The organism is Stenotrophomonas sp. TWI1151 (assembly GCF_039673135.1).
GTDB lineage: Bacteria > Pseudomonadota > Gammaproteobacteria > Xanthomonadales > Xanthomonadaceae > Stenotrophomonas.
Map to the genome: position 1 here is coordinate 155252 of NZ_JBDJLA010000004.1, position 23794 is coordinate 179045.

25 protein-coding genes and 2 tRNA genes are annotated in these 23794 nt (G+C 66.6%); 17 read left to right on the top strand and 10 right to left on the bottom strand.

What is annotated here, in order from left to right; genetic code table 11:
* Window positions 1-75 precede the first annotated feature (75 nt).
* Entirely contained in the window at window positions 76-2424 is a 2349-nt protein-coding gene (locus ABE422_RS07625; protein WP_313209003.1) for a TonB-dependent receptor, read from the bottom strand.
* A 332-nt stretch (window positions 2425-2756) separates the two neighbouring features.
* On the opposite strand from ABE422_RS07625, the gene ABE422_RS07630 reads away from it, so the two are divergent.
* Together ABE422_RS07630 and ABE422_RS07635 are read left to right on the top strand one after the other, a co-directional pair.
* Window positions 2757-4082, top strand: a complete 1326-nt coding sequence (locus ABE422_RS07630; protein ID WP_313209002.1) for an acetamidase/formamidase family protein — start codon at window positions 2757-2759, stop codon at window positions 4080-4082.
* 104 nt (window positions 4083-4186) lie between these two features.
* Window positions 4187-4262: transfer RNA gene (locus ABE422_RS07635), tRNA-Ala, on the top strand.
* Between the two features lie 70 nt (window positions 4263-4332).
* Here the strand turns inward: ABE422_RS07635 and ABE422_RS07640 are convergent.
* Window positions 4333-4503 carry a hypothetical protein gene (locus ABE422_RS07640; RefSeq protein WP_176989378.1) on the bottom strand — a complete coding sequence of 57 codons (171 nt, stop codon included), beginning with the start codon at window positions 4501-4503 and terminating at the stop codon, window positions 4333-4335.
* A 124-nt stretch (window positions 4504-4627) separates the two neighbouring features.
* Window positions 4628-5650: an NADP-dependent oxidoreductase gene (locus tag ABE422_RS07645; RefSeq protein WP_313218928.1), complete on the bottom strand. Its 1023-nt coding sequence runs from the start codon at window positions 5648-5650 to the stop codon at window positions 4628-4630.
* Between the two features lie 223 nt (window positions 5651-5873).
* Here ABE422_RS07645 and ABE422_RS07650 point away from each other — a divergent pair, with 223 nt between their 5' ends.
* Window positions 5874-6263, top strand: coding sequence for a hypothetical protein (locus ABE422_RS07650; RefSeq protein WP_123730690.1), 390 nt, complete (start codon window positions 5874-5876; stop codon window positions 6261-6263).
* Here ABE422_RS07650 and ABE422_RS07655 read toward each other — a convergent pair.
* Window positions 6253-7059 carry a helix-turn-helix transcriptional regulator gene (locus ABE422_RS07655; RefSeq protein ID WP_123730689.1) on the bottom strand — a complete coding sequence of 269 codons (807 nt, stop codon included), beginning with the start codon at window positions 7057-7059 and terminating at the stop codon, window positions 6253-6255. The genes ABE422_RS07650 and ABE422_RS07655 overlap by 11 nt on opposite strands.
* Window positions 7060-7152: 93 nt before the next feature.
* Here ABE422_RS07655 and ABE422_RS07660 point away from each other — a divergent pair, with 93 nt between their 5' ends.
* The 9 genes from ABE422_RS07660 to dxs all read left to right on the top strand — a co-directional run bounded on the left by ABE422_RS07660 (window position 7153) and on the right by dxs (window position 16206).
* Window positions 7153-8334: a YbfB/YjiJ family MFS transporter gene (locus tag ABE422_RS07660; protein WP_313208999.1), complete on the top strand. Its 1182-nt coding sequence runs from the start codon at window positions 7153-7155 to the stop codon at window positions 8332-8334.
* Window positions 8335-8537: 203 nt separating this feature from the next.
* A tRNA-Phe gene (locus tag ABE422_RS07665) sits at window positions 8538-8613 on the top strand.
* Window positions 8614-8720: 107 nt separating this feature from the next.
* Window positions 8721-9245: a hypothetical protein gene (locus tag ABE422_RS07670; RefSeq protein ID WP_346482750.1), complete on the top strand. Its 525-nt coding sequence runs from the start codon at window positions 8721-8723 to the stop codon at window positions 9243-9245.
* A 125-nt stretch (window positions 9246-9370) separates the two neighbouring features.
* Window positions 9371-10087, top strand: coding sequence for a hypothetical protein (locus ABE422_RS07675; protein ID WP_346482751.1), 717 nt, complete (start codon window positions 9371-9373; stop codon window positions 10085-10087).
* Between the two features lie 123 nt (window positions 10088-10210).
* Window positions 10211-10750 (top strand): lipocalin family protein, encoded by a 540-nt coding sequence (locus tag ABE422_RS07680; RefSeq protein ID WP_313208997.1) that lies wholly within the window; start codon window positions 10211-10213, stop codon window positions 10748-10750.
* 167 nt (window positions 10751-10917) lie between these two features.
* Window positions 10918-11403: an LEA type 2 family protein gene (locus ABE422_RS07685; RefSeq protein ID WP_123730685.1), complete on the top strand. Its 486-nt coding sequence runs from the start codon at window positions 10918-10920 to the stop codon at window positions 11401-11403.
* Between the two features lie 47 nt (window positions 11404-11450).
* A complete protein-coding gene (locus ABE422_RS07690) occupies window positions 11451-13244 on the top strand; it encodes an acyl-CoA dehydrogenase C-terminal domain-containing protein (protein ID WP_346482752.1) in 1794 nt (597 codons plus the stop codon).
* 275 nt (window positions 13245-13519) lie between these two features.
* Complete coding sequence (locus ABE422_RS07695; RefSeq protein ID WP_088432555.1) at window positions 13520-14179, top strand: HNH endonuclease; 660 nt, start codon at window positions 13520-13522, stop codon at window positions 14177-14179.
* A gap of 116 nt (window positions 14180-14295) precedes the next feature.
* A complete protein-coding gene (gene dxs, locus ABE422_RS07700) occupies window positions 14296-16206 on the top strand; it encodes a 1-deoxy-D-xylulose-5-phosphate synthase (protein WP_346463794.1) in 1911 nt (636 codons plus the stop codon).
* A gap of 117 nt (window positions 16207-16323) precedes the next feature.
* Here dxs and ABE422_RS07705 read toward each other — a convergent pair whose 3' ends face one another.
* The 3 genes from ABE422_RS07705 to ABE422_RS07715 form a co-directional block, all read right to left on the bottom strand.
* Entirely contained in the window at window positions 16324-16953 is a 630-nt protein-coding gene (locus ABE422_RS07705; protein ID WP_313209017.1) for a DUF3011 domain-containing protein, read from the bottom strand.
* A 98-nt stretch (window positions 16954-17051) separates the two neighbouring features.
* Window positions 17052-17255 carry a hypothetical protein gene (locus ABE422_RS07710; protein ID WP_313208993.1) on the bottom strand — a complete coding sequence of 68 codons (204 nt, stop codon included), beginning with the start codon at window positions 17253-17255 and terminating at the stop codon, window positions 17052-17054.
* Between the two features lie 118 nt (window positions 17256-17373).
* On the bottom strand, window positions 17374-18414 hold the full coding sequence (locus ABE422_RS07715; protein WP_346463843.1) for a linear amide C-N hydrolase: 1041 nt from the start codon (window positions 18412-18414) through the stop codon (window positions 17374-17376).
* 283 nt (window positions 18415-18697) lie between these two features.
* Between ABE422_RS07715 and ABE422_RS07720 the strand changes: the two genes are divergently transcribed.
* Window positions 18698-18967: a peptidase gene (locus ABE422_RS07720; protein WP_346463796.1), complete on the top strand. Its 270-nt coding sequence runs from the start codon at window positions 18698-18700 to the stop codon at window positions 18965-18967.
* Window positions 18968-18979: 12 nt separating this feature from the next.
* On the opposite strand, the gene ABE422_RS07725 is transcribed toward ABE422_RS07720, so the two are convergent.
* The 3 genes from ABE422_RS07725 to ABE422_RS07735 all read right to left on the bottom strand — a co-directional run bounded on the left by ABE422_RS07725 (window position 18980) and on the right by ABE422_RS07735 (window position 21333).
* Window positions 18980-19228, bottom strand: a complete 249-nt coding sequence (locus ABE422_RS07725; RefSeq protein WP_313208992.1) for a hypothetical protein — start codon at window positions 19226-19228, stop codon at window positions 18980-18982.
* Between the two features lie 69 nt (window positions 19229-19297).
* Window positions 19298-20662 (bottom strand): HAMP domain-containing sensor histidine kinase, encoded by a 1365-nt coding sequence (locus tag ABE422_RS07730; RefSeq protein WP_346463798.1) that lies wholly within the window; start codon window positions 20660-20662, stop codon window positions 19298-19300.
* On the bottom strand, window positions 20659-21333 hold the full coding sequence (locus tag ABE422_RS07735) for a response regulator transcription factor (protein WP_313208990.1): 675 nt from the start codon (window positions 21331-21333) through the stop codon (window positions 20659-20661). The genes ABE422_RS07730 and ABE422_RS07735 overlap by 4 nt, the downstream gene beginning before the upstream one ends.
* A 115-nt stretch (window positions 21334-21448) precedes the next feature.
* Here ABE422_RS07735 and ABE422_RS07740 point away from each other — a divergent pair, with 115 nt between their 5' ends.
* From ABE422_RS07740 to ABE422_RS07755, 4 genes are all read left to right on the top strand, one after another.
* Window positions 21449-22237: a MipA/OmpV family protein gene (locus ABE422_RS07740; RefSeq protein WP_313218940.1), complete on the top strand. Its 789-nt coding sequence runs from the start codon at window positions 21449-21451 to the stop codon at window positions 22235-22237.
* A gap of 2 nt (window positions 22238-22239) precedes the next feature.
* Window positions 22240-22452: a hypothetical protein gene (locus ABE422_RS07745; protein WP_313208988.1), complete on the top strand. Its 213-nt coding sequence runs from the start codon at window positions 22240-22242 to the stop codon at window positions 22450-22452.
* Between the two features lie 38 nt (window positions 22453-22490).
* Window positions 22491-22907: a hypothetical protein gene (locus ABE422_RS07750; protein ID WP_346482753.1), complete on the top strand. Its 417-nt coding sequence runs from the start codon at window positions 22491-22493 to the stop codon at window positions 22905-22907.
* Between the two features lie 116 nt (window positions 22908-23023).
* A complete protein-coding gene (locus ABE422_RS07755; protein ID WP_346482754.1) occupies window positions 23024-23794 on the top strand; it encodes a transporter in 771 nt (256 codons plus the stop codon).

The window sequence follows — 23794 nt, forward strand, 5'->3', positions numbered from 1 at the left end:
GCCCCGCAGGTGCGGGGCGTTGTCGGAACACGCATCACGCTCACCGGTGCCCTGCGGCACCGGCGATCGCGTGTCTTACCAGTTCATGTTGAGCGACACACCCACGGTGCGCGGTTCGTTGTAGACCGCGGCCATGTAGTTCTCGATCACACCCTTGAGGTTCTTCTCATTGGTGATGTTGCGCGCGAACAGCGCCACTTCCCAGGCACCGTAGTTGGCAGAGTAGCCCAGCTTCAGGCCGCCTTCGAAGCTACCCTTGGAGTTGAACTCGGCCGAGTCGTACAGCACGAAGCTGGTATAGCCCTGCTTGTTCCAATCGGTGGAGACGAAGAACACATCGCTGTCATTGACCGGCATGTCGTAACGCGCGGCCAGGTTGATGTTGTACTTCGGTGCGTTCGGCAACGGGTTGCCGTTGATCTGCGCGAAGGTGTTGGCACCGACCTTGATGGTCGGGTCATTCACGGTGCACACCACGGCGCCGTTCAGGGCACAGACCTGCGCGTACACGCGGTCGTCCTGGATCTTGCTGTGCAGCAGGCTGACACCGGCGCTCAGGGCCAGGTTCGGGATCGGGCGCAGCTCCATGTCCGCTTCCAGACCGTAGGCCTTGGCCTTGTCGGCGTTGAACAGCACGCCGTTGCCGTCCGAATCGTTGCCGTTGAGCTGGATGTCATTGACCACGTAGGTGAACGCGGCGGCGTTCACGCGCAGGCGGTTGTCCCACAGGCTGCTCTTGATGCCGGCTTCCCAGGACAGGATGGTTTCCGAGTTCGCCGTGGTGAAATCGGCATTGAACACAGCCGAACGGCCCTGGATGGTCGGGCCACGGAAGCCGCGGGCCACGCGCGCATACACGCTCAGCTGCGGGTTGAACGCGTACATCGCGCTCAGGTCCCAGCTCGGCGTGGTGTCGGACATCTCCACGTAGGTGCGGCCCTTGTAGGTCACGGCACCAGCGGCGGTATCGGCGGTCTTGAGCAGACGGGTCTTCTTCTCGTCCTTGGTCTGGCGCAGGCCGGCGGTCAGGGTGAACTTGTCGGTCACGTCATAGCTGACCTGGCCGAAACCAGCCCAGGAGGTGTTGACGTTGCGCAGGCGCACCCAGTTGTTCGGATTGCGGGCATTGCCCTGCAGGAACCAGGCGCGCTGGTAGAAATCGGTGGTGTCGCGGCCGTCGAAGTAGAACGCGCCGACCTGCCACTTCAGGCGGTTGTCATCGGCGTTGGCCAGACGGAACTCCTGGGTCCACTGGTCCAGATCGCGGATCTGGCCCATCGACTGGCCGTAGCCGTTCGGCACGCCGTTGACCGGATAGTTCACGGCGGCGCCGCCGTCGGTGTCACCGCGGCTGTAGCCGGAGGTGGTTTCGTAGGCGGTGATCGAGGTCAGCGAGACGTTGCCGAAGTCGTAGATCGCCTTCACCGAGCCGCCGTAGGTCTTGTAGGCCTGCGGGTTGTTGTCGGCTTCGTCGTAGGCGACCTGGTCGCGCGGCACGTCGGTCTTGTTGGAGCCCTTGGTCAGCGCGCTGCGCAGGAACAGGGTCGAGGTGCCGTCGTAATCGCGTGCGTGGGCCGAGGCCAGCAGCGAGAAGTTGTCGCTCGGCTGCAGCAGCAGCTGGGCGCGCACGTTGCGGTCGTCGAAGCCGCCCATCGCGTTCTTCTTCGGCGAGACCGTGCCATCGGCGCTCGGGCCGCGGTAGGTGTTGTCGACGTAATCATCGCGGTGCTGGTACAGCGCCGACACGCGGAACGAGGCGATGTCGTTGATCGGGCCGCCGAAGCCGCCATCGATGGCCACGCTGCCGTACGAGCCATAGCTGGCCTGCACGCGGCCGCTGTAGTCCTGGCTCGGCTTGATCGTGTCGAACTTGACGATGCCGGCGGTGGTGTTGCGACCGAACAGCGTGCCCTGCGGGCCGCGCAGCACTTCGATCTGGTCCACGTCGTAGACCGGGTTGGACTTCAGCACCACGTGCTCAAGCACCACGTCGTCCTGGATGATCGACACCGGCTGCGAGGCACCCAGGTAGAAATCGATGTTGCCCAGGCCACGGATGTAGAAGCGCGGGAAGATGCGGCCGGTGGTGGTTTCAGCGTAGAAGCTGGGCACCTTGCCCGACAGCGCCAGCAGGGTGTCATCGCCGCCAGCGGTGTAGTCGCGGATCTTCTCGCCCTGCACCACGCCGACCGAGACCGGCACGTCCTGCAGGTTGCGCTCGCGGTGGTCGGCGGTGACGGTGATGGTGTCCAGCGAGGTGGCGCTGGCGGACTGCGCGTCCTGCGCCGAGGCGGCAGCGGACAGCATCAGCGCAGCGGACGCGCAGGCCAGCGCCAGCGCGCGGCGGCGCGGCAGCACGGCGGTGGTGGAGAGGGAACGGGAGAGAAGACGCGTCGACACAGGGGCGTGGCGTAGAGCGGGCATGCAGAGGTCTCGGGTAGTACAGATCGGGGCAGCCGGCGCGATGGCCGGGCACCATAGGAAATCGACATCGCTGTGGAGACAGCGATGCGGCACGGTATTGGCTGGATGTTGCAGATTGGTGTCAGGGCGTTGTGGGCGACGGCTGTCCGGCCCCCCTGGTCCACTGGCTATGCGGCCGCGTTTTCTGGCGCGGATTATGCCCGGCCAAGGCGCGCGCCGGAAGGGCGGGATTCGCGTGTGACGCTTTCCGGGCCATCGGGCACGTGTCGCCCGGCACTTGTCGCCCTGGCAGCGGCGGCGAACACTGAACCGGTCATCCACGAGATCTCTGCATGTCCTCTCGCCACCTGGCCTGCCTGCTCCTGTTGTTGTCCGCCTCGGCCGCCCAGGCCGCCGAACCGCCCGCACAGTGGCTGGTCACCACCGACCTGTGGGGAAACCCGGCCTACCAGCTGCTCAGCCTGCCCGACCAGCAGGGTCCGGTGGAGGGGCGCTTCGATGGGGACACCCTGCAGGGCAGCCGCCAGGGCAACGCGCTGGCGTTTGTCGTCACCGGCGGCGATGGCGCGACCTACCGCTTCCGCGGCGAGCAGACCGGCACGACCCTGCGCGGTACGGCCGATTATCCCGACACCAACGCCAGCGAGCGACGCGCGATGCATCCCTTCAGCGCGCGCCGTCTGCCCGAGCGGCCGGCCGGCGGCCCCCGCCAGCATGACTTCGTGCCCACCTCCTATTCGAACGAGTTCTCACCCCACCGCGCACCCGTGCTGACGATCTGGCCGGGCGACAGCGTGCGCACCACGACGCTGGATTCCGGCGGCGTGGACGCCAAGGGCCAGACCCGGGCGCTGTTCGGCAATCCGCAGACGGGGCCGTTCTATGTGATGGAGGCCGAGCCCGGCGATGTGCTGGCGATCCACATCAAACGCCTGCGCTTGAACCGTGACTACGCCGACAGCCTGGACAGCATCGTGGGACGCGCGCTGACACCGGCCCTGGCGGCGAAGGCCACCGCGCTGGACAAACCGGTGCGCTGGACCCTGGACCGCGAACGCGGCCGTGCCCGTCCAGAGGCGGCCACCGGCAAGCTCAAGGACTTCTGGGTGCCGGTCAGGCCGATGCTCGGCGGGCTGGCGGTGGCACCTGGGTTCGGCAACGCGCCGATCTCCACCGGCGACACCGGCCGCTTCGGCGGCAACATGGACTTCAACGAAATCCGCGAGGGCGCGACCGTGTATCTGCCGGTATCCCAGCCCGGCGCCCTGCTCTACCTGGGTGATGCGCACGCACTGCAGGGCGATGGCGAAACCTCGCAGTACGCGCTGGAGACCTCGATGGACGTGGACTTCAGCGTGGAGGTGATCAAGTCCCGGGCGCAGTCAGCGCCGCGGGTGGAATCGGCCACGCAGTTGATGGTCCTGGGCCAGGCCGGCTCGCTGGATGAGGCCCTGCGCGCGGCGACCGCCGGGATGGCGCAGTGGCTGGAACAGGACTACGGGTTGAGCCTGTCCGAGACGGCCCAGGTGCTGGGGAGTTCGGTCAGCTTCGTGGTGGCCAACCTGGCCGGGCGCAGCGTCGGCGTGGCCGCCAAACTGGACAAATCCCTGCTGCAGCAGGTGGAACGCGCGCCCGCCGCGGCGCGCGGCAGGCACTGAGCCGAACGCAGGCCCCACTTGGCAGGCGCCGCCGGTCGGCGCTAGACTAGGCGCATTGCGGGGTACGGCCGAGGCCGGTGACGCCACGCAGCAGCAGCATCCGTGGGGCCATAGCTCAGCTGGGAGAGCGCGTCGTTCGCATCGACGAGGTCAGGAGTTCGATCCTCCTTGGCTCCACCACTATTCAACAGAACGCCCCGGGAATCAGCTTCCCGGGGCGCTCTTGTTTTCACAGCCTTCGCGCAGTTGCTCACGCGCCCTCGGGAGTGTCCTTGCGCTCCGGCCGGCGCGTGCCTGCATCGTGGATCGCTTGATCGGTCTGCCCCGGCCGCTGCTTGGCGGTTTCATCCTGCTTGCGGTCCTGCTGGCTCTCTTCGATGCCTTCCTGCTTGCCGTGTTCGCTGGGCTTGGTGTCTGCCATGGGTCTACTCACTTGTGCGGTTCCCGGTACGGGGCCTTCATCCGCAGGCTAACCGGCCGATCGTGATGCACGAATCACGATCGGCACGGCCTTGCACACGTCGCACTCACACGCCCCGCGCCGCTCAATCCAGCTTGACCACCAGCTTGCCGAAGTTGTGGCCCTTGAGCAGTCCGAAGAAGGCCTCCGGCGCGCGTTCCAGTCCCTGCACGATGTCCTCGCGATACTGCACGCGGCCGTCCTTCAGCCACTGCCCCATGTCGCGCAGGAACGCAGGGAAGAAGGCGTGCAGATCCGACTGGATGAAGCCGCGCACGGTCAGGCGCTGGCGCAGCACCTGGCTCATGAAACCCGGCAGCCGGTCCGGCCCGGGCAACACCGCACCGCGCGCGTTGTAGGTGGCGATCGTGCCGCAGACCGGAATGCGCGCGAAGTCGTTGAGCAATGGCGCGACCGCATCGAAGACGTGTCCCCCGACGTTCTCGAAGTAGACATCGATGCCGTCGGGCACCGCCGCACGCAACTGCGCGGCGAAATCGTCGGCGCGGTGATCCAGCGCTACATCGAAGCCCAGTGTTTCCAGATACGCGCGCTTCTGCTCGCCACCGGCAATGCCCACCGTGCGCGCACCCTGCAGCTTGGCGATCTGACCCACCGTCGCGCCCACCGGGCCGCTGGCAGCCGCCACCACGAGCGTTTCGCCCGGCTGCGGCTTGCCGATTTCCTGCAGGCCCACGTACGCCGTGAATCCGGGCATGCCGTACACGCCCAGTGCAGTGCTGATCGGCAGGCCGTTGTCTTCCAGCTTGCGGCTGAGCTGATCGCCGTCGATGACGGCATGCGTCTGCCAGTTGCCCGGAGCCAGCACATGCTCGCCGATGGCGAAACCGGGATGGTTGGAGGCGAGCACTTCAGCAACGGTGCGCCCTTCCATCACCGCATCCAGCGCAACCGGTGCGGCGTAGGACGGCCCCTCCTCCATGCGACCGCGCATGTAGGGATCCAGCGACAGATAGCGATTGCGCAGCAGCACCTCGCCCGGGCCAGGCGCGGGAACCGGCACGTGTTCGATACGGAAGTTGGACGAGACGGGAGCACCGTTCGGGCGCGAGGCGAGGACGATGCGGGTGTTGGTGAGCGCGGTCATCAGAGGATCGCTCCGGGGAGACGAAAAAGGAATCCCGACAGTACGCCGTCCAGGCACGTCCGGGCGGGGGGTAAAACAGCGTTCCATCGGTGCAGGACGACGCGGCTGTGCAATCACCTTGTGCGACAGGGACGGATCATCCCGATGCCGTCACAGCATTCCATCCGTACGCTGCACCGCGCATGCGTTGCCCGCGCCGCCGGCCAGGGCGCATGATCGCGTCATGAACGTTCCCTCCTCCAGCCGACGCCGCTACCTGCTGCCCGTGTTGATGTCCGCCACCACGGTGTTCGGCCTGACATGCTGGGCGATTCTGGCGACCGAGCCCGGTTGCCTGGCCGCGCAAGGCCATTGGTCGTCCGGTGCAGGCAAGTGCCACACGCGCCTGTGCCTGCTGCAGGGCGACTGCGGCGAGATGGCGTCACCTATCGTGGCATGCAACAAAGTGCAGGTCGGCGACAGCCGTGGCCGCGTGTACTTCCACCTGGGCAATCCCCTGCCTGGTGCGGGCGCCGAAGCGGAGTGGCCCGCAGGCAAGGCCGACAACGGCTCGATCCGTGCACGCTTCGAGGATGAGCGGCTGGTCAGCCTGGCCTGCCCGGTCACGCCGTAGGGCGTGCGCGCTTCCATTGCAGCGGGCTCATGCCCATCTCGATCCGGAACATGTAGTTGAACGCCGACGCCGAGGCATAGCCCAGCTCGTGCGCGATTACCGTGGGCGAACGCCCCTGCGCCAGCCACTCGATGGCGCGCAGCAGGCGCAGCCGCAACCGCCACTCGCGCAACCGCATGCCGGTCTCGCGTTCAAAGTGGCGCGCCAGGGTACGCGGCGATGCCCCCAGCAAGGGCGCCCAGTCCTCCACGCTGCGGGTATCGGCAGGTTGCTCGTACAGTGCCTGGCACCAGCGCTGCAGGCGCGCATCCTGCGGCCACGGCAGGTGCCGGGTGTGCTGCCGCTGGCGCGGCAACTGCGCAGTGATCAGGGTGCACAAGGTGGCGTAGTAGGTGCGGTCGTGATCGGGCACGGTGCGATCGAGTTCAATGATCAGTTCGCGCAGCAGCGGTGACACATCGAGTACCACGCAATGCGTGGGCATACCCAGTGCCGGCCCATCCGCCACGTAAAGATTGCGGAACGCCGAGGTATTCAACGCGCCCGTGTGATGGGACGTGCCCGTCGGCACCCACAGCGCCTGCTGCGGGGTGATCACGTGACGTGCCTGCCCGGCGCTGGCCTGCAGCACACCCGTGCTGGCGTGGACCAGCTGGTTCCAGCCGTGCACGTGCGGCGGGAAGCGCTCGCCCGCCTCCAGTCGCTGGCTGCGCGCCACCACCGGCCAGGGCAGACGCCGCAGCGGCGGCACCGGGACTTCGCGCCAACCCGGCGCAGTGGGTTCCGCCGTGGCCATGTGACGCCTCATCGACAGGATGGGTCATTCTATCGAAAGACGCGGTCACCTCTGTCCACGGACCATGGGCCCTCCCCGCTGCCCTCCCCACCCATGTCACTCTCGATCCCGCCTCCCCGCCGCGCCTGGCAGGTCATCACGGCCGGCATCTGCGCGCTGGTACTCACGGTCGGCCTGGCGCGCTTTGCCTACACCCCGCTGCTGCCGGTGATGCGGCTCGACGCCGGGCTCACGGCAGCCGGCGGCGGCTGGCTGGCAACGTTCAACTATCTGGGCTACCTGGCCGGCACTGTGCTGGTCGCCCGGGTCGGCGACATGCAGCTGAAATTCCGCTTCTACCGCATCGGACTGGTCCTGGCAGTGGTATCCACCGGCCTGATGGGCACCACCACGGACATGGCCACCTGGGGCGTGCTGCGCTTCGTGGCCGGCCTGTCCAGCACCGCCGGCCTGCTGCTCGCCTCCGGGCTGGTGCTCAACTGGCTGCTCGCCCATCAGCGCCGCCCACAGCTCGGCCTGCACTTCGCCGGCCTCGGGGTAGGGATCGCGGTCTCGGGCCTGGCGGCTGCGGCGATGGCCGATCAACTGGCGTCCTCCCGGCAGTGGATCGCGCTGGGCACCCTCGCGGTGGTGTTCCTGATCCCGGCCTGGGCATGGATGCCGCCGCCGGCAGCGATCTCCAGTGCCACAGGGGCCAACGCTCCCCCGCCACCCGGGCGGCGCTGGCGCTGGCTGCTGATCGCCTCGTACTTCTGCGCGGGGGTCGGCTTCGTGGTCAGCGCGACCTTCATCGTCGCCATCCTGGTGCAGACCCCTGCCTTCGCCGGCCACGGCAGTTGGGTGTGGGTCCTGGTCGGCCTCACCGCCATCCCCTCGACGTTTGCCTGGGATCGGCTCTCGAACCGGCTTGGACTGATCCGTGCATTGATGCTCGCCTATGCGTTGCAGGCTACGTCCTTCGTATTGCCTTTGCTGGATGGCGGGCTGTGGGCCGGCGCAGCCAGCGCCGTGCTGTTCGGCCTGACCTTCGCCGGCATCGTCAGCCTGACCCTGACCGTGGTCGGTCGCCACTACCCGCACAATCCTGCCAAGGCGATGGCGACGCTGACGCTGAGTTATGGCGTCGCCCAGATCATCGCCCCCGCGATCGCCGGCACGCTGGCGCGCGACAGCGGCAGCTACCAGGGCGCATTGGTGCTGGCGGCGATCATGATGGTGATCGGCATCGTGCTGTTGTGGTGCATGCCCGACGACGCCCGATCCACCACGGGCTGATCAACTGCACCGGCGGAAAGCATCCGCCTGAACCGACGTTCATGCGCTTGGGTGATGTGCTCGGGCCCGCTGGATCAAGCACTTGGATGTGGGCGGACACGGGTTTGGAAACAAATGTGAAATTTTTTTCCCGAAACGCTTGCCGAACCCCTCATACCTCCGTATTATTCGCGTCCTCGCCAGCGGCAACGCAGCGATGAAGTGGCCGGGTAGCTCAGTTGGTAGAGCAGGGGATTGAAAATCCCCGTGTCGGCGGTTCGATTCCGTCCCCGGCCACCACAATTTCAGATGACCTGCAGAAATGCAGGTCATTTTTTTTGTCTGTTGTTCGGCGTCGCTACATCACGCAGCGTTCAAGGAAGGAGCTTCCGCACATGGTTCGTGCTTTGTTCGCCGCGCTGTTCGGCAAACGTCCTGTTGCCTTCCACAGCACATCCCCGATCGATGTGACCGTGCTGCGCCTCAAGCAGTCGATCCAGCATGGCCCGCGCCTCTCTGTCGCCGGAATGCGCGGGACGGCCTCCGCTCAACGGATCCGCCTGTGCTGGACGCGCCCGTTCGTGTCCAACTCTTTCAAGCCGTATTTCATCGGCCAGTGCATCCCCACCGAACGCGGCACGCGGCTTGAAGGTGCGTTCCAGATGCATCCCTTCATCCGCACCTTGATGATCGGCATGTTCGTCTGCCTGCTCATCGTTCCGCTGGTGGCGGTGGTGAAGCACTGGCAACACACATACGACCTCGCGCCTGCCCTGTTGGCCAGTCTGGCGGTGGTGCCTGCTGCCTACTTCATGGCCGGCGCGGTGCTGGTGATCGTCACGATCAGCCGCTGGGCCGCACGCGACGATGAAGCGATGATCGAGGCGGAGATCCATCGCGCGCTGCAAAGCGGGCACACCGCTCAGGGATGATTTCCGCGGGCGGGCCGTTGCGCGCCTTGCCGTCCATCGCCACGCGCTGGCATGCTCACCCGGCGGACAGGATCGTCTGCGGCCGCGCTTGTTCGTCCCCATGGCCGCACACACAGGGAGAGGTGATGTCCGAAAGCATCGAAGTGCTGCAGGCGCAGATCGCGCATCTGGAGCGAAACCAACGGCGACTGACGCTGGGCTGCGCAGCGGCCGGCCTGCTCACCATGGCCGCCTTGATGATGGGTGCAACGTCACAGCGCAGCGCCAGCTTTGATGTCATTGATGCGCAACGCATCAACATCAAGGAGCCTGACGGAACGTTGCGGCTGGCGATCTCCAATCGCACGCTGTTTCCTGGGGTGGTCATTCACAACAAGGAGCAAGCTCATCCGCGCCCGATGGCAGGCATGCTGTTCTTCAACGATGAAGGAACGGAAAACGGCGGGCTGATCTACAACGGTTCGCTCGACAAGAGCGGCAAACCCTCCAGCGGCATGAGCCTGACCTTTGATCGCTATCAGCAGGATCAGCAGATGCAACTGCTGGGCGTGGATGATGCGGGGACACACTACGCAGGGCTGACCTTCAATGACGTTGCCGATGGCCTGTCCCGCCCGTTCTTCTCCGAGCGGGACGAAGCACTTCATCGGAAGGGCATTCCTGCGATCACCGAGCGCGTGTTCCTTGGCAAGTCTGATGCGCGCGATGCCATGCTGACCCTGCGCGATGGTCAAGGAAAGCCGCGGCTTGAGTTGGTGGTGACGCCCTCGGGAGATGCCAAGGTGCGCTTCCTGGACGAGAGCGGCAACGCCACGCGGGAACTCTCCGCTGACAGTCGGTAGCGCGGGTGCCGCACGCTGCCACGCGCACGTCAGCGACGTGGGACGGCCACTGCATGACGGAATATTCACAATTTCCGCTCAGCCTATGCCTAAGCTCGCTGCGTCTTGTGTGGAGTGTCGACAATGCGCAGCCGCTATCTGATCAGTGCCCTGCTCGCCCTTGCCGCCACCGGGTCGGCCTGGGCGGCCGCGCCGGTGACCTCGGTGGAGGCGCTGGACATGGGCCGCTATGCCGGCCAGTGGCATGAGATCGCGCACCTGCCGGTGTCGTTCCAGAAGAAATGCGTGGGCGACATCACCGCCACCTACAGCCTGCGTGCCGATGGACGGATCAGCGTGCACAACGCCTGCCGCGAGGCTGACGGGGATCGCGTGGCAGCAGATGGCGTGGCGCGCCCGGTCGAGGGCCATCCCGGCCGCCTGCAGGTACGTTTCGTGCCGGACTGGCTGTCCTGGGTGCCGCTGGTGTGGGCCGATTACTGGGTGATCGCGCTGGACCCCGGCTACCAGTGGGCAGTGGTCGGCGAGCCGGACCGCAAGTACCTGTGGATCCTGTCGCGCTCACCGAGCATGGATACCGCCCTGTTCGAGCAGCTCAAAGCCCGTGCCGAAGCAATGGGCTATGACCTCGCCCCGCTGCGGGTGATGGCGCCGCTGGACTGACCCGGCCCGGCCTCACCCCGCGCGCCGGGCCGGCCTGCCCCACGACTAAAAGCACGTGGCCCCGTCATCCCGGTGCCCTACCCTTGCATCTCGCTGCCGCAGGCAGCGCGAACACCATACGCCGTAGTATGCTCACACCCATGCAACACCCGCCTGAGGATTGCGCCATGTCCCACCGCTTCCGTCCCCGCCTCGCCTTTGCCCTGATCGTCATCGCCTCGCTGGCCCTGACCGCCTGCAACAAGACGGTCAAACGCGTTTCCGAGCCGGCCGCCAGCGTGCAGGAGTTGACGGTGCGTGCCGATGGCAGCTGGACGGTTGCGCTGCGCCTGCAGAACTTCAGCTCCATGCCCATGACCTTCGACAACGTCGCGCTGCAGTTGAAGGTGAGCGATGAGGATGCCGGCCAGCTGCAGCTGAAGCCCGCACTGTCCATTGGCGGGGTCTCGGCCGATGTGGTCAACGTGGACATCAAGCCGAGCTCGGGCGCCCGCCTGGTGATGGCCGATGCACTGGCCGGCAACCGCACCCTGGGCTATTCGCTCAAGGGCACGGTAAGCGCCACCCCGCAGGAAAAGAAGCAACGCACCTTCGAGATTGAAAGCCGCAGCACGCTCAACCAGGCCCCTGGCCTGCCCGGCGTCCTGCGCTGACCGGCGGGCTTTCCGCCACCCTTCGCCACTGATCGAGACTGTCCCCGATGAGCAGCTACACCGCCCCGCTTTCCGATATCCGTTTCGCCCTGCATGACGTGCTCAAGGTCGAGCCGCTGTTCGCGCGCCTTGGCCTGACCGATGCCACCGCCGATGTGGTGGATGCCGTGCTGGAAGAAGCCGGCCGTTTCAGTGCCAGCGTGCTGGCGCCGTTGAACAGCGTGGGCGATGAGATCGGCTGCGTCCTCGACCAGGCGACCGGCGAGGTCACCACCCCGCCGGGCTTCAAGCAGGCCTACGCCCAGTTCGTGGACGGCGGCTGGACCGGTCTGACCGCTGCACCGGAACTGGGTGGCCAAGGCCTGCCGCATACGTTGGGCGTGCCGCTCAATGAAATGATCAATGCCGCCAACCTGGCGTGGGGCAACTTCCCGCTGCTCTCGCACGGTGCGATCGAAGCGCTCAAGCAGCATGGCGAGGCCTGGCAGCAGGACGCCTTCCTCAAGCCGCTGATCGACGGCCGCTGGACCGGCACCATGTGCCTGACCGAACCGCATTGCGGCACCGATCTTGGCCTGCTCAAGACCAAGGCCGAGCCGAACGCGGATGGCAGCTATGCGATCACCGGCACCAAGATCTTCATCACCGCCGGCGAGCACGACCTTACCGACAACATCGTGCACCTGGTGCTGGCCAAGCTGCCCGACGCACCGGCCGGGGCCAAGGGCATTTCGCTGTTCGTCACCCCGAAGTTCAAGGTCGATCGCGAGGGCAAGGTGGGCGAGCGCAATGCGCTGCGCTGCGGCTCGATCGAACACAAGATGGGCATCAAGGGCTCGGTCACCTGCGTGATGAACTTCGACGGTGCCGAAGGCTACCTGGTGGGTCAGCCGCACAAGGGCCTGCAGGCAATGTTCACCATGATGAACACCGCGCGCCTGGGCGTCGGCCTGCAGGGCATCGGCCTGTCCGAGCGGGCCTACCAGAACGCACTGAAGTACGCCCGCGAGCGCCTGCAGTCGCGTTCGCTGAGCGGTGCGAAAAACCCGGAAAAGCCGGCCGACCCGATCCTGGTCCACCCGGATGTGCGGCGCATGCTGCTGACCATCAAATCGCTGGTCGAAGGCAGCCGCCTGCTGGCCCTGCACGCGGCCACCCTGATCGACGTCGCCCACCACGCCGAGGATGCCGGCGAGCGCGAACGCGCGGACACGCTGGTGAGCTTCCTGACCCCGATCTCCAAGGCCTGCCAGACCGAATGGGGTATCGAGAACACCTACAACGCGCTGCAGTGCTTCGGTGGCCACGGCTACATCCGCGAGCACGGCATGGAGCAGCTGGCCCGCGATGCGCGCATCACCACGCTGTATGAAGGCACCACCGGCATCCAGGCGCTGGACCTGATCGGCCGCAAGACCGCCTCCAGCCAAGGCGCGGGGCTGAAGCTGATGCTGGCCGAGATCGAGGCCTTCGCCAAGGCCAATGAAGGCAACGAAGCGCTGGCCGAATTCATTGCCCCGCTGCGCGCCAAGGCCGACGAGTGGGCCAAGCTGACCATGGCGACCCTGCAGCGCGCGGCCACCAACCCCAATGAACTCGGCGCAGCCAGCTTCGATTACCTGTTCTACTCGGGCTATGTGGTGCTGGCCTACTGGTGGGCCCGCAGCGTCGCTGCCGCCGAGGCCTCCGCGCGGAGCGACGCGTTCAAGCAGGCCAAGCGCGAGACGGCCCGCTTCTACTTCGCCCGCGTGCTGCCGCGCACCCTCAGCCACGCCGCCGCGATCCAGTCCGGCGCCGAACCGTTGATGGCGATGACCGACGCGCATTTCGGCGAAGGCTGATCGGCTGCCAGACCACCGACCAACGGTCGGTGGCTACCTGATTGCCGCGCAGGTGCCGACCGCGCGCCGGAATACCGACGCCTGATCGTCGGTAGGTGCCGACCGTTGGTCGGCACCCCGATACACCTTATGGAGAAAAGCCCCCTTGATGTTCAAGGGGGCGCGCCAACGGCGCGGGGTTAAGGTGGAATGCCTGTCCGAATCGTTACGAATCGGGTAGGGGCGCAAGCCCCTATACCCAATTCGTAACGATTCGGGTATAAGCTGTTTTCCCGATGGAGACAGACACTACACGCTTGGGTCTGATCGATACCGGAGCCTCGTCCGCCCCGGTCGCCGAGGTGTCGCCGATCGTTACGCTGCATCGGCCCGGCTCGGTGAGGTTATTGGCCCTGGACGCCCACGGGCGCGTACTCGACTGGATCAATTGGCAGGACGCCTCCTGCCTCTACGCGCGTGGCGCGGTGGCCTGGACCCTGGGCGACCCCTGCCTGCACATCCACGGCGGCATCTGCCGCACCACCGGCCTGCAAAGCGGCTTGGACCTGCACCCGATCATCGCCGCCCGCGGGCATGCGCGCTCCCGCGCGATCGACCCCACCCCGAATCTGTCCAATCCCGCGCTGTTCGCGCGCGATTCGCACCTGTGCCTGTACTGCGGGCAACAGTTCAACCGCCCGCAACTGACCCGCGACCACGTCATGCCGCTCTCCAAGGGCGGCCTGGACGTGTGGGAGAACGTGGTCAGCGCCTGCTTCCACTGCAACTCGCGCAAGAGCAACCGGACCCCGCAGCAGGCCAGCATGCCGCTGCTCGCCGTGCCCTATCGGCCGAGCTGGATCGAGCACATGATCCTGTCCAACCGCAACATCCTGGCCGATCAGATGGCATTCCTGAAGGCGCAGTTGCCCAAGCGTTCCAAGCTCTGCGCCTGAGCGCGCTGCGACGTTCTGTCGCAGCCTCCGTCACCGTTTACTCACTGAAAAGGCGGTTTGCTTGCCCCACCCTCATTTGGGGGGGAAAATAGGCGCTCAGAAGAAGCGCGATAAACATGATCGATTCCGCCCGCTATCCCCGCCTTGCGCGCATCCAGTCACCGGATGACCTGCGCAGGTTCGAAGAATCCGAACTGCCCGCGATCGCGGATGAACTGCGTGCCTACCTGATTGAGTCGGTCGGCAAGAGCGGCGGCCATTTCGGCGCCGGCCTGGGCGTGATCGAACTGACCGTCGCCCTGCACTACCTGTATCAGACGCCCGTCGATCAGCTGGTGTGGGATGTGGGTCATCAGACCTACCCGCACAAGATCCTGACCGGCCGCCGCGACGAGATCCACACGGTCAAGCAGAAGGACGGCGTCGCGCCGTTCCCCAAGCGCGAGGAGAGCGAGTACGACACCTTCGGTGTCGGCCATTCCTCCACCTCCATCTCGGCGGCGCTGGGCATGGCGATCGCACGCCAGGCCGAAGGCGATGACCGCAAGGTCGTGGCCGTGATCGGCGATGGCGCGATGACCGCCGGCATGGCTTACGAGGCGCTCAACCACGCCGGCGGCATGGAGCAGGAACCGAACCTGCTGGTGATCCTCAACGACAACAACATGTCGATCTCCGAGGCCGTGGGCGGGCTGACCAAGATGCTCGGCCGCGCCACCGGCAGCCGCACGCTCAATGCGCTGCGCGAAGGTGGCAAGAAGATCCTCGGCGACAAGAAGCACAACCCGACCGCGCGCTTCGTCAAGCGCTGGGAAGAGCACTGGAAGGGCATGTTCGTGCCGTCCACGTTCTTCGAGGAAATGGGCTTCCATTACACCGGGCCGATCGACGGCCATGACGTGCCGGCGCTGGTCGCCACGCTGAAGACGCTCAAGAGCCTGAAGGGCCTGAAGCTGCTGCACGTGATGACCACCAAGGGCAAGGGCTACGAGCGCGCCGAGGGTGACCAGATCGGGTATCACGCGGTCGGCCCGTTCGATCCGGACAAGGGCCTGGTCTCCAAGGGCGGGGCCAAGAAGCCGACCTATACCGACGTCTTCAGTGACTGGCTGTGCGATGCCGCCGCGGCCGAGCCGAAGCTGATGGGCATCACCCCGGCGATGCGCGAAGGTTCGGGCCTGGTGCGCTTCAGCAAGGAATACCCGGAGCGCTACTTCGATGTGGCCATCGCCGAGCAGCACGCGGTGACCCTGGCGGCCGGCATGGCCACCCAGGGCGCCAAGCCGGTGGTGGCGATCTACTCGACCTTCCTGCAGCGCGCGTATGACCAGTTGGTGCACGACGTGGCCGTGCAGGAACTGGACGTGCTGTTCGCCATCGACCGCGCCGGCGTGGTCGGCCCGGACGGGGCGACCCATGCCGGCAACCTGGACCTGAGCTTCCTGCGCTGCGTGCCGCACATGGTGGTCATGGCACCGTCCGATGAGGCCGAATGCCGCCAGATGCTGACCACCGGCCTGCGCTACGCCGGCCCGGCTGCGGTGCGCTACCCGCGCGGCAGCGGGACCGGCATCGCCGCCGGTACGGATCTGGCCACGCTGGAGATCGGCAAGGCCGAGCTGCGGCTGCAGGGCAGCCGGATCGCCCTGCTCGCGTTCGGCAGCACCGTGACGGCCGCCGAACAGGTCGGCCGCGAACTGGGCCTGACCGTGGTCAACATGCGTTTCATCAAGCCGCTGGACCGGGCCCTGCTGCTGGAACTTGCGCAGCGCCATGAAGGCTTCGTCACCATTGAAGACAACGTGGTTGCCGGCGGTGCCGGCTCCGGCGTGGCCGAGCTGCTCAATGCCGAGAACGTGCTCAAGCCGTTCCTGCACCTGGGCCTGCCGGACAGCTTCCAGCACCATGCCAGCCGCGAAGACCTGCTGGCCGACGCCGGCATCGATGCCGCCGGCATCCGCCAGGCCGTGCTCAAGCGCTGGCCGATGCTGGTCAAGAGCGGCCAGACGCTCAGCGCCGCCGGCTGAATCACGGCGCCCCCCCCACTGGGTGAGCGCTCAGGAAAAGCAGCGAGGCCGCGTCCCATCGACGCGGCCTCGTTCGTTTGAGCCCTCAGGGGGCGCTCAAGCGCGGTGCACCGGCCATCAGTAGATCTGGAACTGGGCGCGGCAGCCGCCATCCACCCAGACGCCGGTGCGGTCCCAGCCCCAGGTCCGCCCTTCGATACAGGCGTTACGCGAGGTCTGGCGGATCAGTCGCGCCTCGCGGCGGACATTGGCCACGCAGCGCTGACGGCGATGGTCGTTGGAATCGCAGGTCAGGATCTGGCCCCGGCCGTTGTTGCCGCCGCCGTTGTGGCCCCAGCCACCCCCACCGCCATTCCAGCGGCCGCCGCGGCCGCCCTCGGCGATGAACTCGGCCCGGCAGCCCTGCGTCACCCACACGCCGTTGCGTGCCTGGCCCCAGGTCTGGCCTTCAACGCAGGGCGAGCCGGAAATCTGCCGCACCAGGCGCGCGCGTCCCGGCAAGGCGCACTGCTGCGTCCGGTTCTTGATCGATTCGCAGCGCACCGGACCGCCGTTGTAACCGTCGTCGTAATAGCGGTCGTAGTTCTGCGCCTGGGCGCCGCCAGCCAGCGCCATCAGCGCCGGCACCACGGCCCAGCGCAATCGTCTGGCGGCCTGGGAAGGGCTCGTGTTCGACATGGGATCCTCGTTGCGTGTTGGGGGAGGCGCACAGGATCGGTGATCGTCCGGCGGCGCGACATAGGCCAGAAGTCGCTGATTTCATCCCCTATTTAGGTACCCGACGCGAGGCTGACTGGACGGACGGCAGGCGGTCACATCCGCACGGACAGCCTTGGATGGCCGGCTCAGCCGTAGCGGACGGCGTCCACGTAGGTCTCCAGCACCTGCACCCGGACGGCGCTGCTGTCGCCGGTCTCGGCATAGTGCTCGCGTGCCAGGGCATCGGCGAAATCGAAGGCGGTGGCCCCGCTTCGGAACGCAATCGGCGCGGATTTGGCTGGATGCACGACGTGCCAGCGGCGTTCGATGTGTTGCAGTTTGATCACCATGCGGATCGTTCCTTTGCGGCATGCCTGGGCGAAAAGCTCACGACGGGAGGGGTCCATCCCTCAGCAGGAACGATAGAGCAGGTTGAAGCCCGTTGTTATCGGATTAGTCTGATTTTGCTCAGCCGTCGGTGCCCAGGAACCGGAACGGTTCGGCCGGCTGGAACCGGGGCAGCGCGTCGCCGGCGAATACATTGCGCTGATCCGGCCCGAGGTCGAGTTTCAACACCGGGGCGCCGCGCGAGAAATCGGCCTTGTTGAGATCCACCCAGAAGGTATTGGGCGTCATCGCCGATTCAAAGAAATACAGCTTGCGCTTGTGGTCGGCCACCGTCCGCCAGCGCGTGGAGGAGATGTTCGGCTCGCCCGGCGTGGTGATTCCGTAGGGCACGGATACATTGCGGATCACACTGAACACGCTGGCCAACGCGACCACGGGATCCTCGCTTTTGGGAATCGCGTTGATGTAGAACTTCGCGCGGGCGAAGCGATCGGCCGAGCGGTTGGTGCCGGGCAGCATCACGGTGCCACCGATCTCCTGCCAGTACGCATTGAGCGCCAGTTGCTGATCGAACACAGGCGAGTTGGTCATCACCTGATAGGCGCGATCGTGATGGATCACCTGCTTGCCGTTGATGTATTCCACGATGGCGCTGTCGCCGCTGGCGTCGGACAGGGACAGGTGCAGCGTGGCCAGCCGGGACTCGCCCGGCACCTTGTCCGTCACGATCGAAAACGGCTCGCGCTCAAGGGCGGCGACGGCCTCGGCAACGCTGGCGAAGTTGTCGAGCACGTATTGCGCCCACAACGAGATCGCCAATCCCGGTTTGCTGCCCCGTTGCTGCGGGTACTGCGATTCTGCCAGCCACAACAGATTGGCTGACAACCCTGCTTCGTTGAGTCCATCGGTGGTGGAGATGTCATACCCGGTGGCGACCACGCTGCCGTAGCGCGAGGTCCAGCGGATCGAGCGAGGGCCGGCCTGGCCATCACGGTCGATGCCTTTGGGCAGCACCCACAGGTTGGTGGCCACATCGCTCTTCCAATCCATCGAGCGGGCCGTGATCACATCCTGGTTGTCGCCCAGGTACACCACGCGGGTGCAGGCATCGGCCTGGGCCGAGACACAGGTGAGCGCCGCAGCGAGTGCGATGTGACGCATCGAAAACAGTGTTTTCATGAGGTGCCTCCTGGCAGTGGTGCTGACAACCTCGCGTCAAACCTGATACCGGCGACGTCCATCCAGGCAGGTCGCACGCATCCTGCTTCAACGCATCATCGCGTTCCGCAGTGCTCGTCACAGACTGCAACGCAGCATCGGCAGAATCGCCCAGCGTCATATCAGCCCACGCGCGGTGATGGAGGAGTGAACCCTGCATCCTGCACGTGGCATCGACAGACCCGGCGCGAGACTGCCCGCGACCTCAAGCGCCTACGGAGCCTGCATGTCCATTCGAGCCGCCCTGCTTGCCCTGCTCGCCGCCCTCACCGCCTGCGCCCATCCTGCGCCGTCACCCTCCTCGACCACTGCAGGCGTACCCGGCGCGGACCGCGATGCGCATGGGTGCATCGGCTCGGCAGGCTACCGTTGGTGCCAACGCACCCAGCAGTGCGAACGCCCATGGGAGCTGGCCAAGGCCAAGGGGCTGGAGAACACCGCCGAGATCATCACCGCCTACTGCGCTGCGCCGCCGGCCGGGCCGGCGAAACGCTGATCCAAGGCGGGATCAACCGTCCTTGTTCTTGCCGCCGAAATCGAGCGGCTTGCTGTCGCCGCCGCGATCGTCATTGAACCGGATGTTCAACTCATTGCAGCGGCTTTCGCGGCGGGCGACCTGCGTCGGCAGGTCCTTTACCTGCGGCGAATCCTCGCACTGCGGGCGCGAGGCGACATCGTCATAGGTGGCGCAAGCGGACAGGCCGGACAGGGCCAAGCCGGATACCACGATCACACCGAACAGCGAACGTCTGCGCATCGAACCGGCACCAGAAAGGGGGACGGGTCCGTTGTCCCACGATGCCCCGGCCCGATCACCTGCCATTGGTCATGCCGGGGACACCCCCGGGAACGGCCGCGGGTCCACCGGCAACACCACCAGGAACCGCGCGCCGCCGCCCGGGGCGCTGTCCACCGCGATGGTGCCGGCATGGCGCAGTACGATTTCGCGCGCCAGGTGCAGGCCCAACCCACTGCCACTGCCGCTGGGCCGCAACCGGTGGAACGGCTCGAACACGGACAGCCGTTCGGCCTCCGGCACGCCCGGGCCTTCATCACTGACCGACAGGCCCCCATCGTCATGCAGCGCCACGGCGATCATGCCGCGGCCGCCACCGTGGGCGATGGCGTTCTGCAGCAGGCTGGCGATGACCCGGTGCAGCGCATGCGGATCCCCGCGGACCCAGATCGGCTGATCCGGAGCATCCACCGAAAAGCCGTAGCCGGCATCCACCACCAGTGGCGCGACATCGGCGGCCACGTCGCGGGTCAACGCGGAAAGATCGATACGCTGGGACTGGCTGCCGTGCCGGTCCAGCCGCTGCAGATCCAGCAGCTGCTCGGCGATGTTGCTCAGCCGGCTCAGGTCCAGCTGCAGGCGCGAACGCGCATCACCGGGCGGCAGATCGGCCAGGCGCGTGGCGAGGATCGCGATCGGCATGCGCAGTTCATGCGCTGCACCGGCGAGGAAGCGATCCTGCGCATCGTAGCTTTCGCCGATGCGGCGCACGGCCGCGTTGAAGGCGTCCACCAGCGGATAGATCTCCAGCGGCACCGCACGCGTATCCAGGCCGCTGCCGCGCTCGTTGACCTGGATCGCTGCGGCCTGCGCCGCCACGCGGTTGACCCCGCGCAGCGCGCGATGGATCACCCATGGCGCCACCACCAGCGTGATCACCAGCACCGGCAACGCGATCCAGCCGCCCAGATAGCGGAAGATCAACAGCAGCTGCCGCACGATGCTGCGTTCGGGAATGCCGCCTACCGCCACGTGCAACCGCCCTTCCGGCCGAACAACGACCACCACGCGCACGGCAAGCGCATCGGCATTGATGCGGGTACGGATGTCGGTCTGCTCGATCTGATCCAGCCGTGCCACCAACTGACGGTACTGCACGGGAACATCGCCATGTACCAGGCGTCGGCCACGCTCATCGGCCGCGGCGAACCAGAACGTCGCCGGCGGCCGTGGCACGGCCAGCGCTACCTTCGGCAGATCCGCCTCCAGTCCCTGGGCACCGAAGGTGATGGCCGATGCGATCTGGTCGCTGGTCTTCCAGTCGATATAGGCCGAACGGCGGTCGCCGTAGGTCAACACCATCGCACTCAAGGCCAGGGCGATCGTGGCCGCCTGGATCAGGCAGACCTTCCACACCAGGTTGAACGCCAGGGAATCGGGTTTGAGCAATCTCACGGCGTGTCCTTGAGCAGATATCCGATGCCGCGCATGACGTGGATCTCCACGCCCGCGTCGGCTTCCAGCAGCGCTTTGCGCAGCTTGGAGACGTGCGCATCCAGCGCATTGGATTGGATCGCATCGTCAAAGCCGTACACGGCTTCCAGCAACGAGGCGCGGCCCACCGTGCGCCCTTGCCGCAGTGCCAGTGCCTCGAGCACCAGCAGCTGCCGCCGCGGCAGCGCCAGCAGCACCTCGGACACGCGGGCTTCGCGCGCCACGAAATCGAACTGCAGCCGGCCCAGCGACAACACCGGCAGGGTGATCTGCGAGGGCCGCCGCGAGATCGCGCGGATGCGCGCGAGCAGCTCTTCGACCGCGAACGGCTTGGTCAGGTAATCATCCGCACCCACGTCCAGGCCGGTGACCCGATCGGCCACCGAATCGCGCGCGGTCAACATGATCACCGGCAGGTTGGGCACGCGCTCACGCGCGATCCGGACGAAGCTGGCACCGTCGCCGTCGGGCAGCTGCCGGTCCAGCAGCAGGATCTGATGGACGCCGGCCTTGAGGGCTTCATCGGCCTGCGCCATCGTGCCGACCACGTCGATCACCATGCCGTGGCGCGCCAGGCTGACCTGGATCGCGCTGGCCATTTCCGGGTCATCTTCCAGGAGAAGAAGGCGCATGGGGCGGTGCCTTGCGGGGTACGAAGGAGGCGATGGTACCGCGCAGCCGGACGTAACGTTCCGACAATGTAGGGCGCCCACCATGACACTCCGGTTGTTCCCCCTCGGCAGGTCCATGCACGTCCGTTTCCGTTCTCCGCGCCCTTCCCTTCCGCTGTTTGGCCTGGCCCTGGCCAGTGCGTTCACCGCCGCCACTGCGCAGGCGGCTGATGCCCCCGAGGGCGCCAGGAAAAGCAGCATCGGCATCGCCGTCGTCGCACTCAAGGCCCCCTACGCCGGCTATGACACCGATCGTCTGGCCGCCCCGATCGTCAGCTGGGAAGGCCGTTCGTTCTTCTTCCGCGGTGGCAGCGTGGGCTATCGCCTGCACCAGACCGCGCAGTCCGAGCTTGCCCTGACCGCCTCGCCATACGTGATGCGCTTCAAGCGCCGCGACAGCCACGACCCGCAGCTGCGCCAGCTCGACAACCGCAGCCTGTCCGGCATGCTGGGCGTCTCCTGGCGGCACCAGGCCGAATGGGGCGTGCTGCAGGCCAATGCGCAGGCGGAAGTCACCGGACATGGCGGCGGCTTTTCGGCCGATGCCCGGTACGCGTACCCGATCCCGGCCGGCCGCGTGACCTTCATGCCTGCGCTGGGCGTGACCTACACCAGCGCCGATCTCAACGACTATTACTTCGGCGTCAGTGAACGCGAAGCGGCACGCAGCGGCCTGGCGCACTACTCGGCCGGCAGCGGTGTGTCGCCCTACATGGACATCGCCGCCGTGATGCCGCTGGGGCCGCGCTGGACCGCGACTGCGTCGATCCGCCGCACCTCGCTGGCCGATGCCGTGCGCGACAGCCCGATGACCCGTGGCGACCACATGGATACCGCCGCACTCTCCCTCAGTTACGGATTCTGATCATGCGTCAGGGAATCGTACGTCGTGTCGCGGATCTGGCCTTGCAGATCGAACCGGACCGCGCCGCCGTTCTTGAATGGATTCTGCATTCCCCACTGCCCGCGCTCGACGGGCAGACCACGTTCGAACTGGCCTGCGAGGGCCAGGGTGAACGCGTCGTCGCGCTGCTGGACACCCTGCTGCGGCAGGGTGATCCGATCCTGCCGCGCGGCTGATTCCTCGTTTTCCCCCCACCGGTGTCCTGGAGGCGCGAATGAACAACGCAACCGATACCCCGCTGCTGCAAGCAGCCAACGATGACCTCGCCGCGCACGCGATCGTGGCCAATCTCCACCGCGCGATCCAGCACCGCATGGACCGCGACAGCCAGGCCCACGGCCGTTTCTCACGGGCTTACATCGCCGAGCTGTTCGACATCGGGCGCACCATCAGTCCGGCATGTCGGCCGCACCAGGTCGACAGTGAATGGATCACCGCCCGACGTTCCTGGCTGGATACGGTGCTGGGCGAGCATCCGTTGGACCGTCGCGACGCGCAACTGACCGCTGCACGGCACGCCGCCGATGGGTTCCTGCTCCGCGCCTGCGTGCTCGGCTGTGACGCCATACCGGAGGCCGCGACCGAGCGCGTACGCGATGCCCTCATTGCCATGACCCGGCCGCCGCACTGAGTGACGAAACGCCGCCGCTACGTGCACATGACCGCCGGAATCACCGTGCTACATTCCGGCCAAGGGGCAGGCTGACTGCTTCTTGATGCCGGTATCGGCCGGCCCGGAGCGTGCCCATGCGGTGTTCGGCCCTGCTGCTGTCCCTGCTGTTTTGCGGTGCGGCGCATGCCCAACAGGACGCGCCGCCGGACCTCGCCTTCGACCGCCCCGGCATCGGCTTCGCCGCCTCGACACTGCCCCGCGGTAGCGTCGCGCTGGAGGCGGGACTGCCCAGCTTCAGCCGCGACCGCGACAGCGCGGGCGTGCTGAGCACGCAGTACAGTGCCGACATCACGCTCCGGATCGGCTTGGTCGAGCATCTCGAACTGCAGGCCTTCACCTCGCCCTGGAACCACCTGCGGGTGGCGCCGCGCGATGCAGCGGCCGAGCGCAGCAGCGGTGCGGGTGACCTGGGCGTCGGACTGAAGTTCGCCCTGCCCTTGTCCTCGGAAAAGCACGCCGTGGCGCTGCTGGCCAGCACCACGTTCGCTACCGGCTCGCGCGACTTCAGCGAGGGCGCCACGCAGTACGCGCTGGGTGCGAGCTATGAGTACAGCTTCAATGATCGCTGGACCGGGGCCCTGTACGCCAATGTGACCCGCGGTGGCAGCGAGGACAGCGTCACCTGGGCGCCGAGCCTGAGCTTCGCTGCCACCGATACCGTCAGCACCTATCTGGAAGCCGGCTTCACCGACACCCACGGCGAGCCCTCGACCGGGATGGCCGGCGCAGGCGTCACCTGGATGGTGACCCCGACGGTGCAGCTGGATGCCTCATTCGATGTGGGGCTGGATGACGACAGCCCGGACACACAGGCCGGGATGGGGGTATCGCTGTATTTCGAGTGA

What these genes read in the sequence shown, in the direction of transcription:
- ABE422_RS07625 (WP_313209003.1), bottom strand. Translation starts at nt 2,424, where the DNA reads ATGCCCGCTCTACGCCACGCCCCTGTGTCGACGCGTCTTCTCTCCCGT.
- ABE422_RS07630 (WP_313209002.1), top strand. Translation starts at nt 2,757, where the DNA reads ATGTCCTCTCGCCACCTGGCCTGCCTGCTCCTGTTGTTGTCCGCCTCG.
- ABE422_RS07640 (WP_176989378.1), bottom strand. Translation starts at nt 4,503, where the DNA reads ATGGCAGACACCAAGCCCAGCGAACACGGCAAGCAGGAAGGCATCGAA.
- ABE422_RS07645 (WP_313218928.1), bottom strand. Translation starts at nt 5,650, where the DNA reads ATGACCGCGCTCACCAACACCCGCATCGTCCTCGCCTCGCGCCCGAAC.
- ABE422_RS07650 (WP_123730690.1), top strand. Translation starts at nt 5,874, where the DNA reads ATGAACGTTCCCTCCTCCAGCCGACGCCGCTACCTGCTGCCCGTGTTG.
- ABE422_RS07655 (WP_123730689.1), bottom strand. Translation starts at nt 7,059, where the DNA reads ATGGCCACGGCGGAACCCACTGCGCCGGGTTGGCGCGAAGTCCCGGTG.
- ABE422_RS07660 (WP_313208999.1), top strand. Translation starts at nt 7,153, where the DNA reads ATGTCACTCTCGATCCCGCCTCCCCGCCGCGCCTGGCAGGTCATCACG.
- ABE422_RS07675 (WP_346482751.1), top strand. Translation starts at nt 9,371, where the DNA reads ATGTCCGAAAGCATCGAAGTGCTGCAGGCGCAGATCGCGCATCTGGAG.
- ABE422_RS07680 (WP_313208997.1), top strand. Translation starts at nt 10,211, where the DNA reads ATGCGCAGCCGCTATCTGATCAGTGCCCTGCTCGCCCTTGCCGCCACC.
- ABE422_RS07685 (WP_123730685.1), top strand. Translation starts at nt 10,918, where the DNA reads ATGTCCCACCGCTTCCGTCCCCGCCTCGCCTTTGCCCTGATCGTCATC.
- ABE422_RS07690 (WP_346482752.1), top strand. Translation starts at nt 11,451, where the DNA reads ATGAGCAGCTACACCGCCCCGCTTTCCGATATCCGTTTCGCCCTGCAT.
- ABE422_RS07695 (WP_088432555.1), top strand. Translation starts at nt 13,520, where the DNA reads ATGGAGACAGACACTACACGCTTGGGTCTGATCGATACCGGAGCCTCG.
- dxs (WP_346463794.1), top strand. Translation starts at nt 14,296, where the DNA reads ATGATCGATTCCGCCCGCTATCCCCGCCTTGCGCGCATCCAGTCACCG.
- ABE422_RS07710 (WP_313208993.1), bottom strand. Translation starts at nt 17,255, where the DNA reads ATGGTGATCAAACTGCAACACATCGAACGCCGCTGGCACGTCGTGCAT.
- ABE422_RS07715 (WP_346463843.1), bottom strand. Translation starts at nt 18,414, where the DNA reads ATGCGTCACATCGCACTCGCTGCGGCGCTCACCTGTGTCTCGGCCCAG.
- ABE422_RS07720 (WP_346463796.1), top strand. Translation starts at nt 18,698, where the DNA reads ATGTCCATTCGAGCCGCCCTGCTTGCCCTGCTCGCCGCCCTCACCGCC.
- ABE422_RS07725 (WP_313208992.1), bottom strand. Translation starts at nt 19,228, where the DNA reads ATGCGCAGACGTTCGCTGTTCGGTGTGATCGTGGTATCCGGCTTGGCC.
- ABE422_RS07735 (WP_313208990.1), bottom strand. Translation starts at nt 21,333, where the DNA reads ATGCGCCTTCTTCTCCTGGAAGATGACCCGGAAATGGCCAGCGCGATC.
- ABE422_RS07740 (WP_313218940.1), top strand. Translation starts at nt 21,449, where the DNA reads ATGCACGTCCGTTTCCGTTCTCCGCGCCCTTCCCTTCCGCTGTTTGGC.
- ABE422_RS07745 (WP_313208988.1), top strand. Translation starts at nt 22,240, where the DNA reads ATGCGTCAGGGAATCGTACGTCGTGTCGCGGATCTGGCCTTGCAGATC.
- ABE422_RS07750 (WP_346482753.1), top strand. Translation starts at nt 22,491, where the DNA reads ATGAACAACGCAACCGATACCCCGCTGCTGCAAGCAGCCAACGATGAC.
- ABE422_RS07755 (WP_346482754.1), top strand. Translation starts at nt 23,024, where the DNA reads ATGCGGTGTTCGGCCCTGCTGCTGTCCCTGCTGTTTTGCGGTGCGGCG.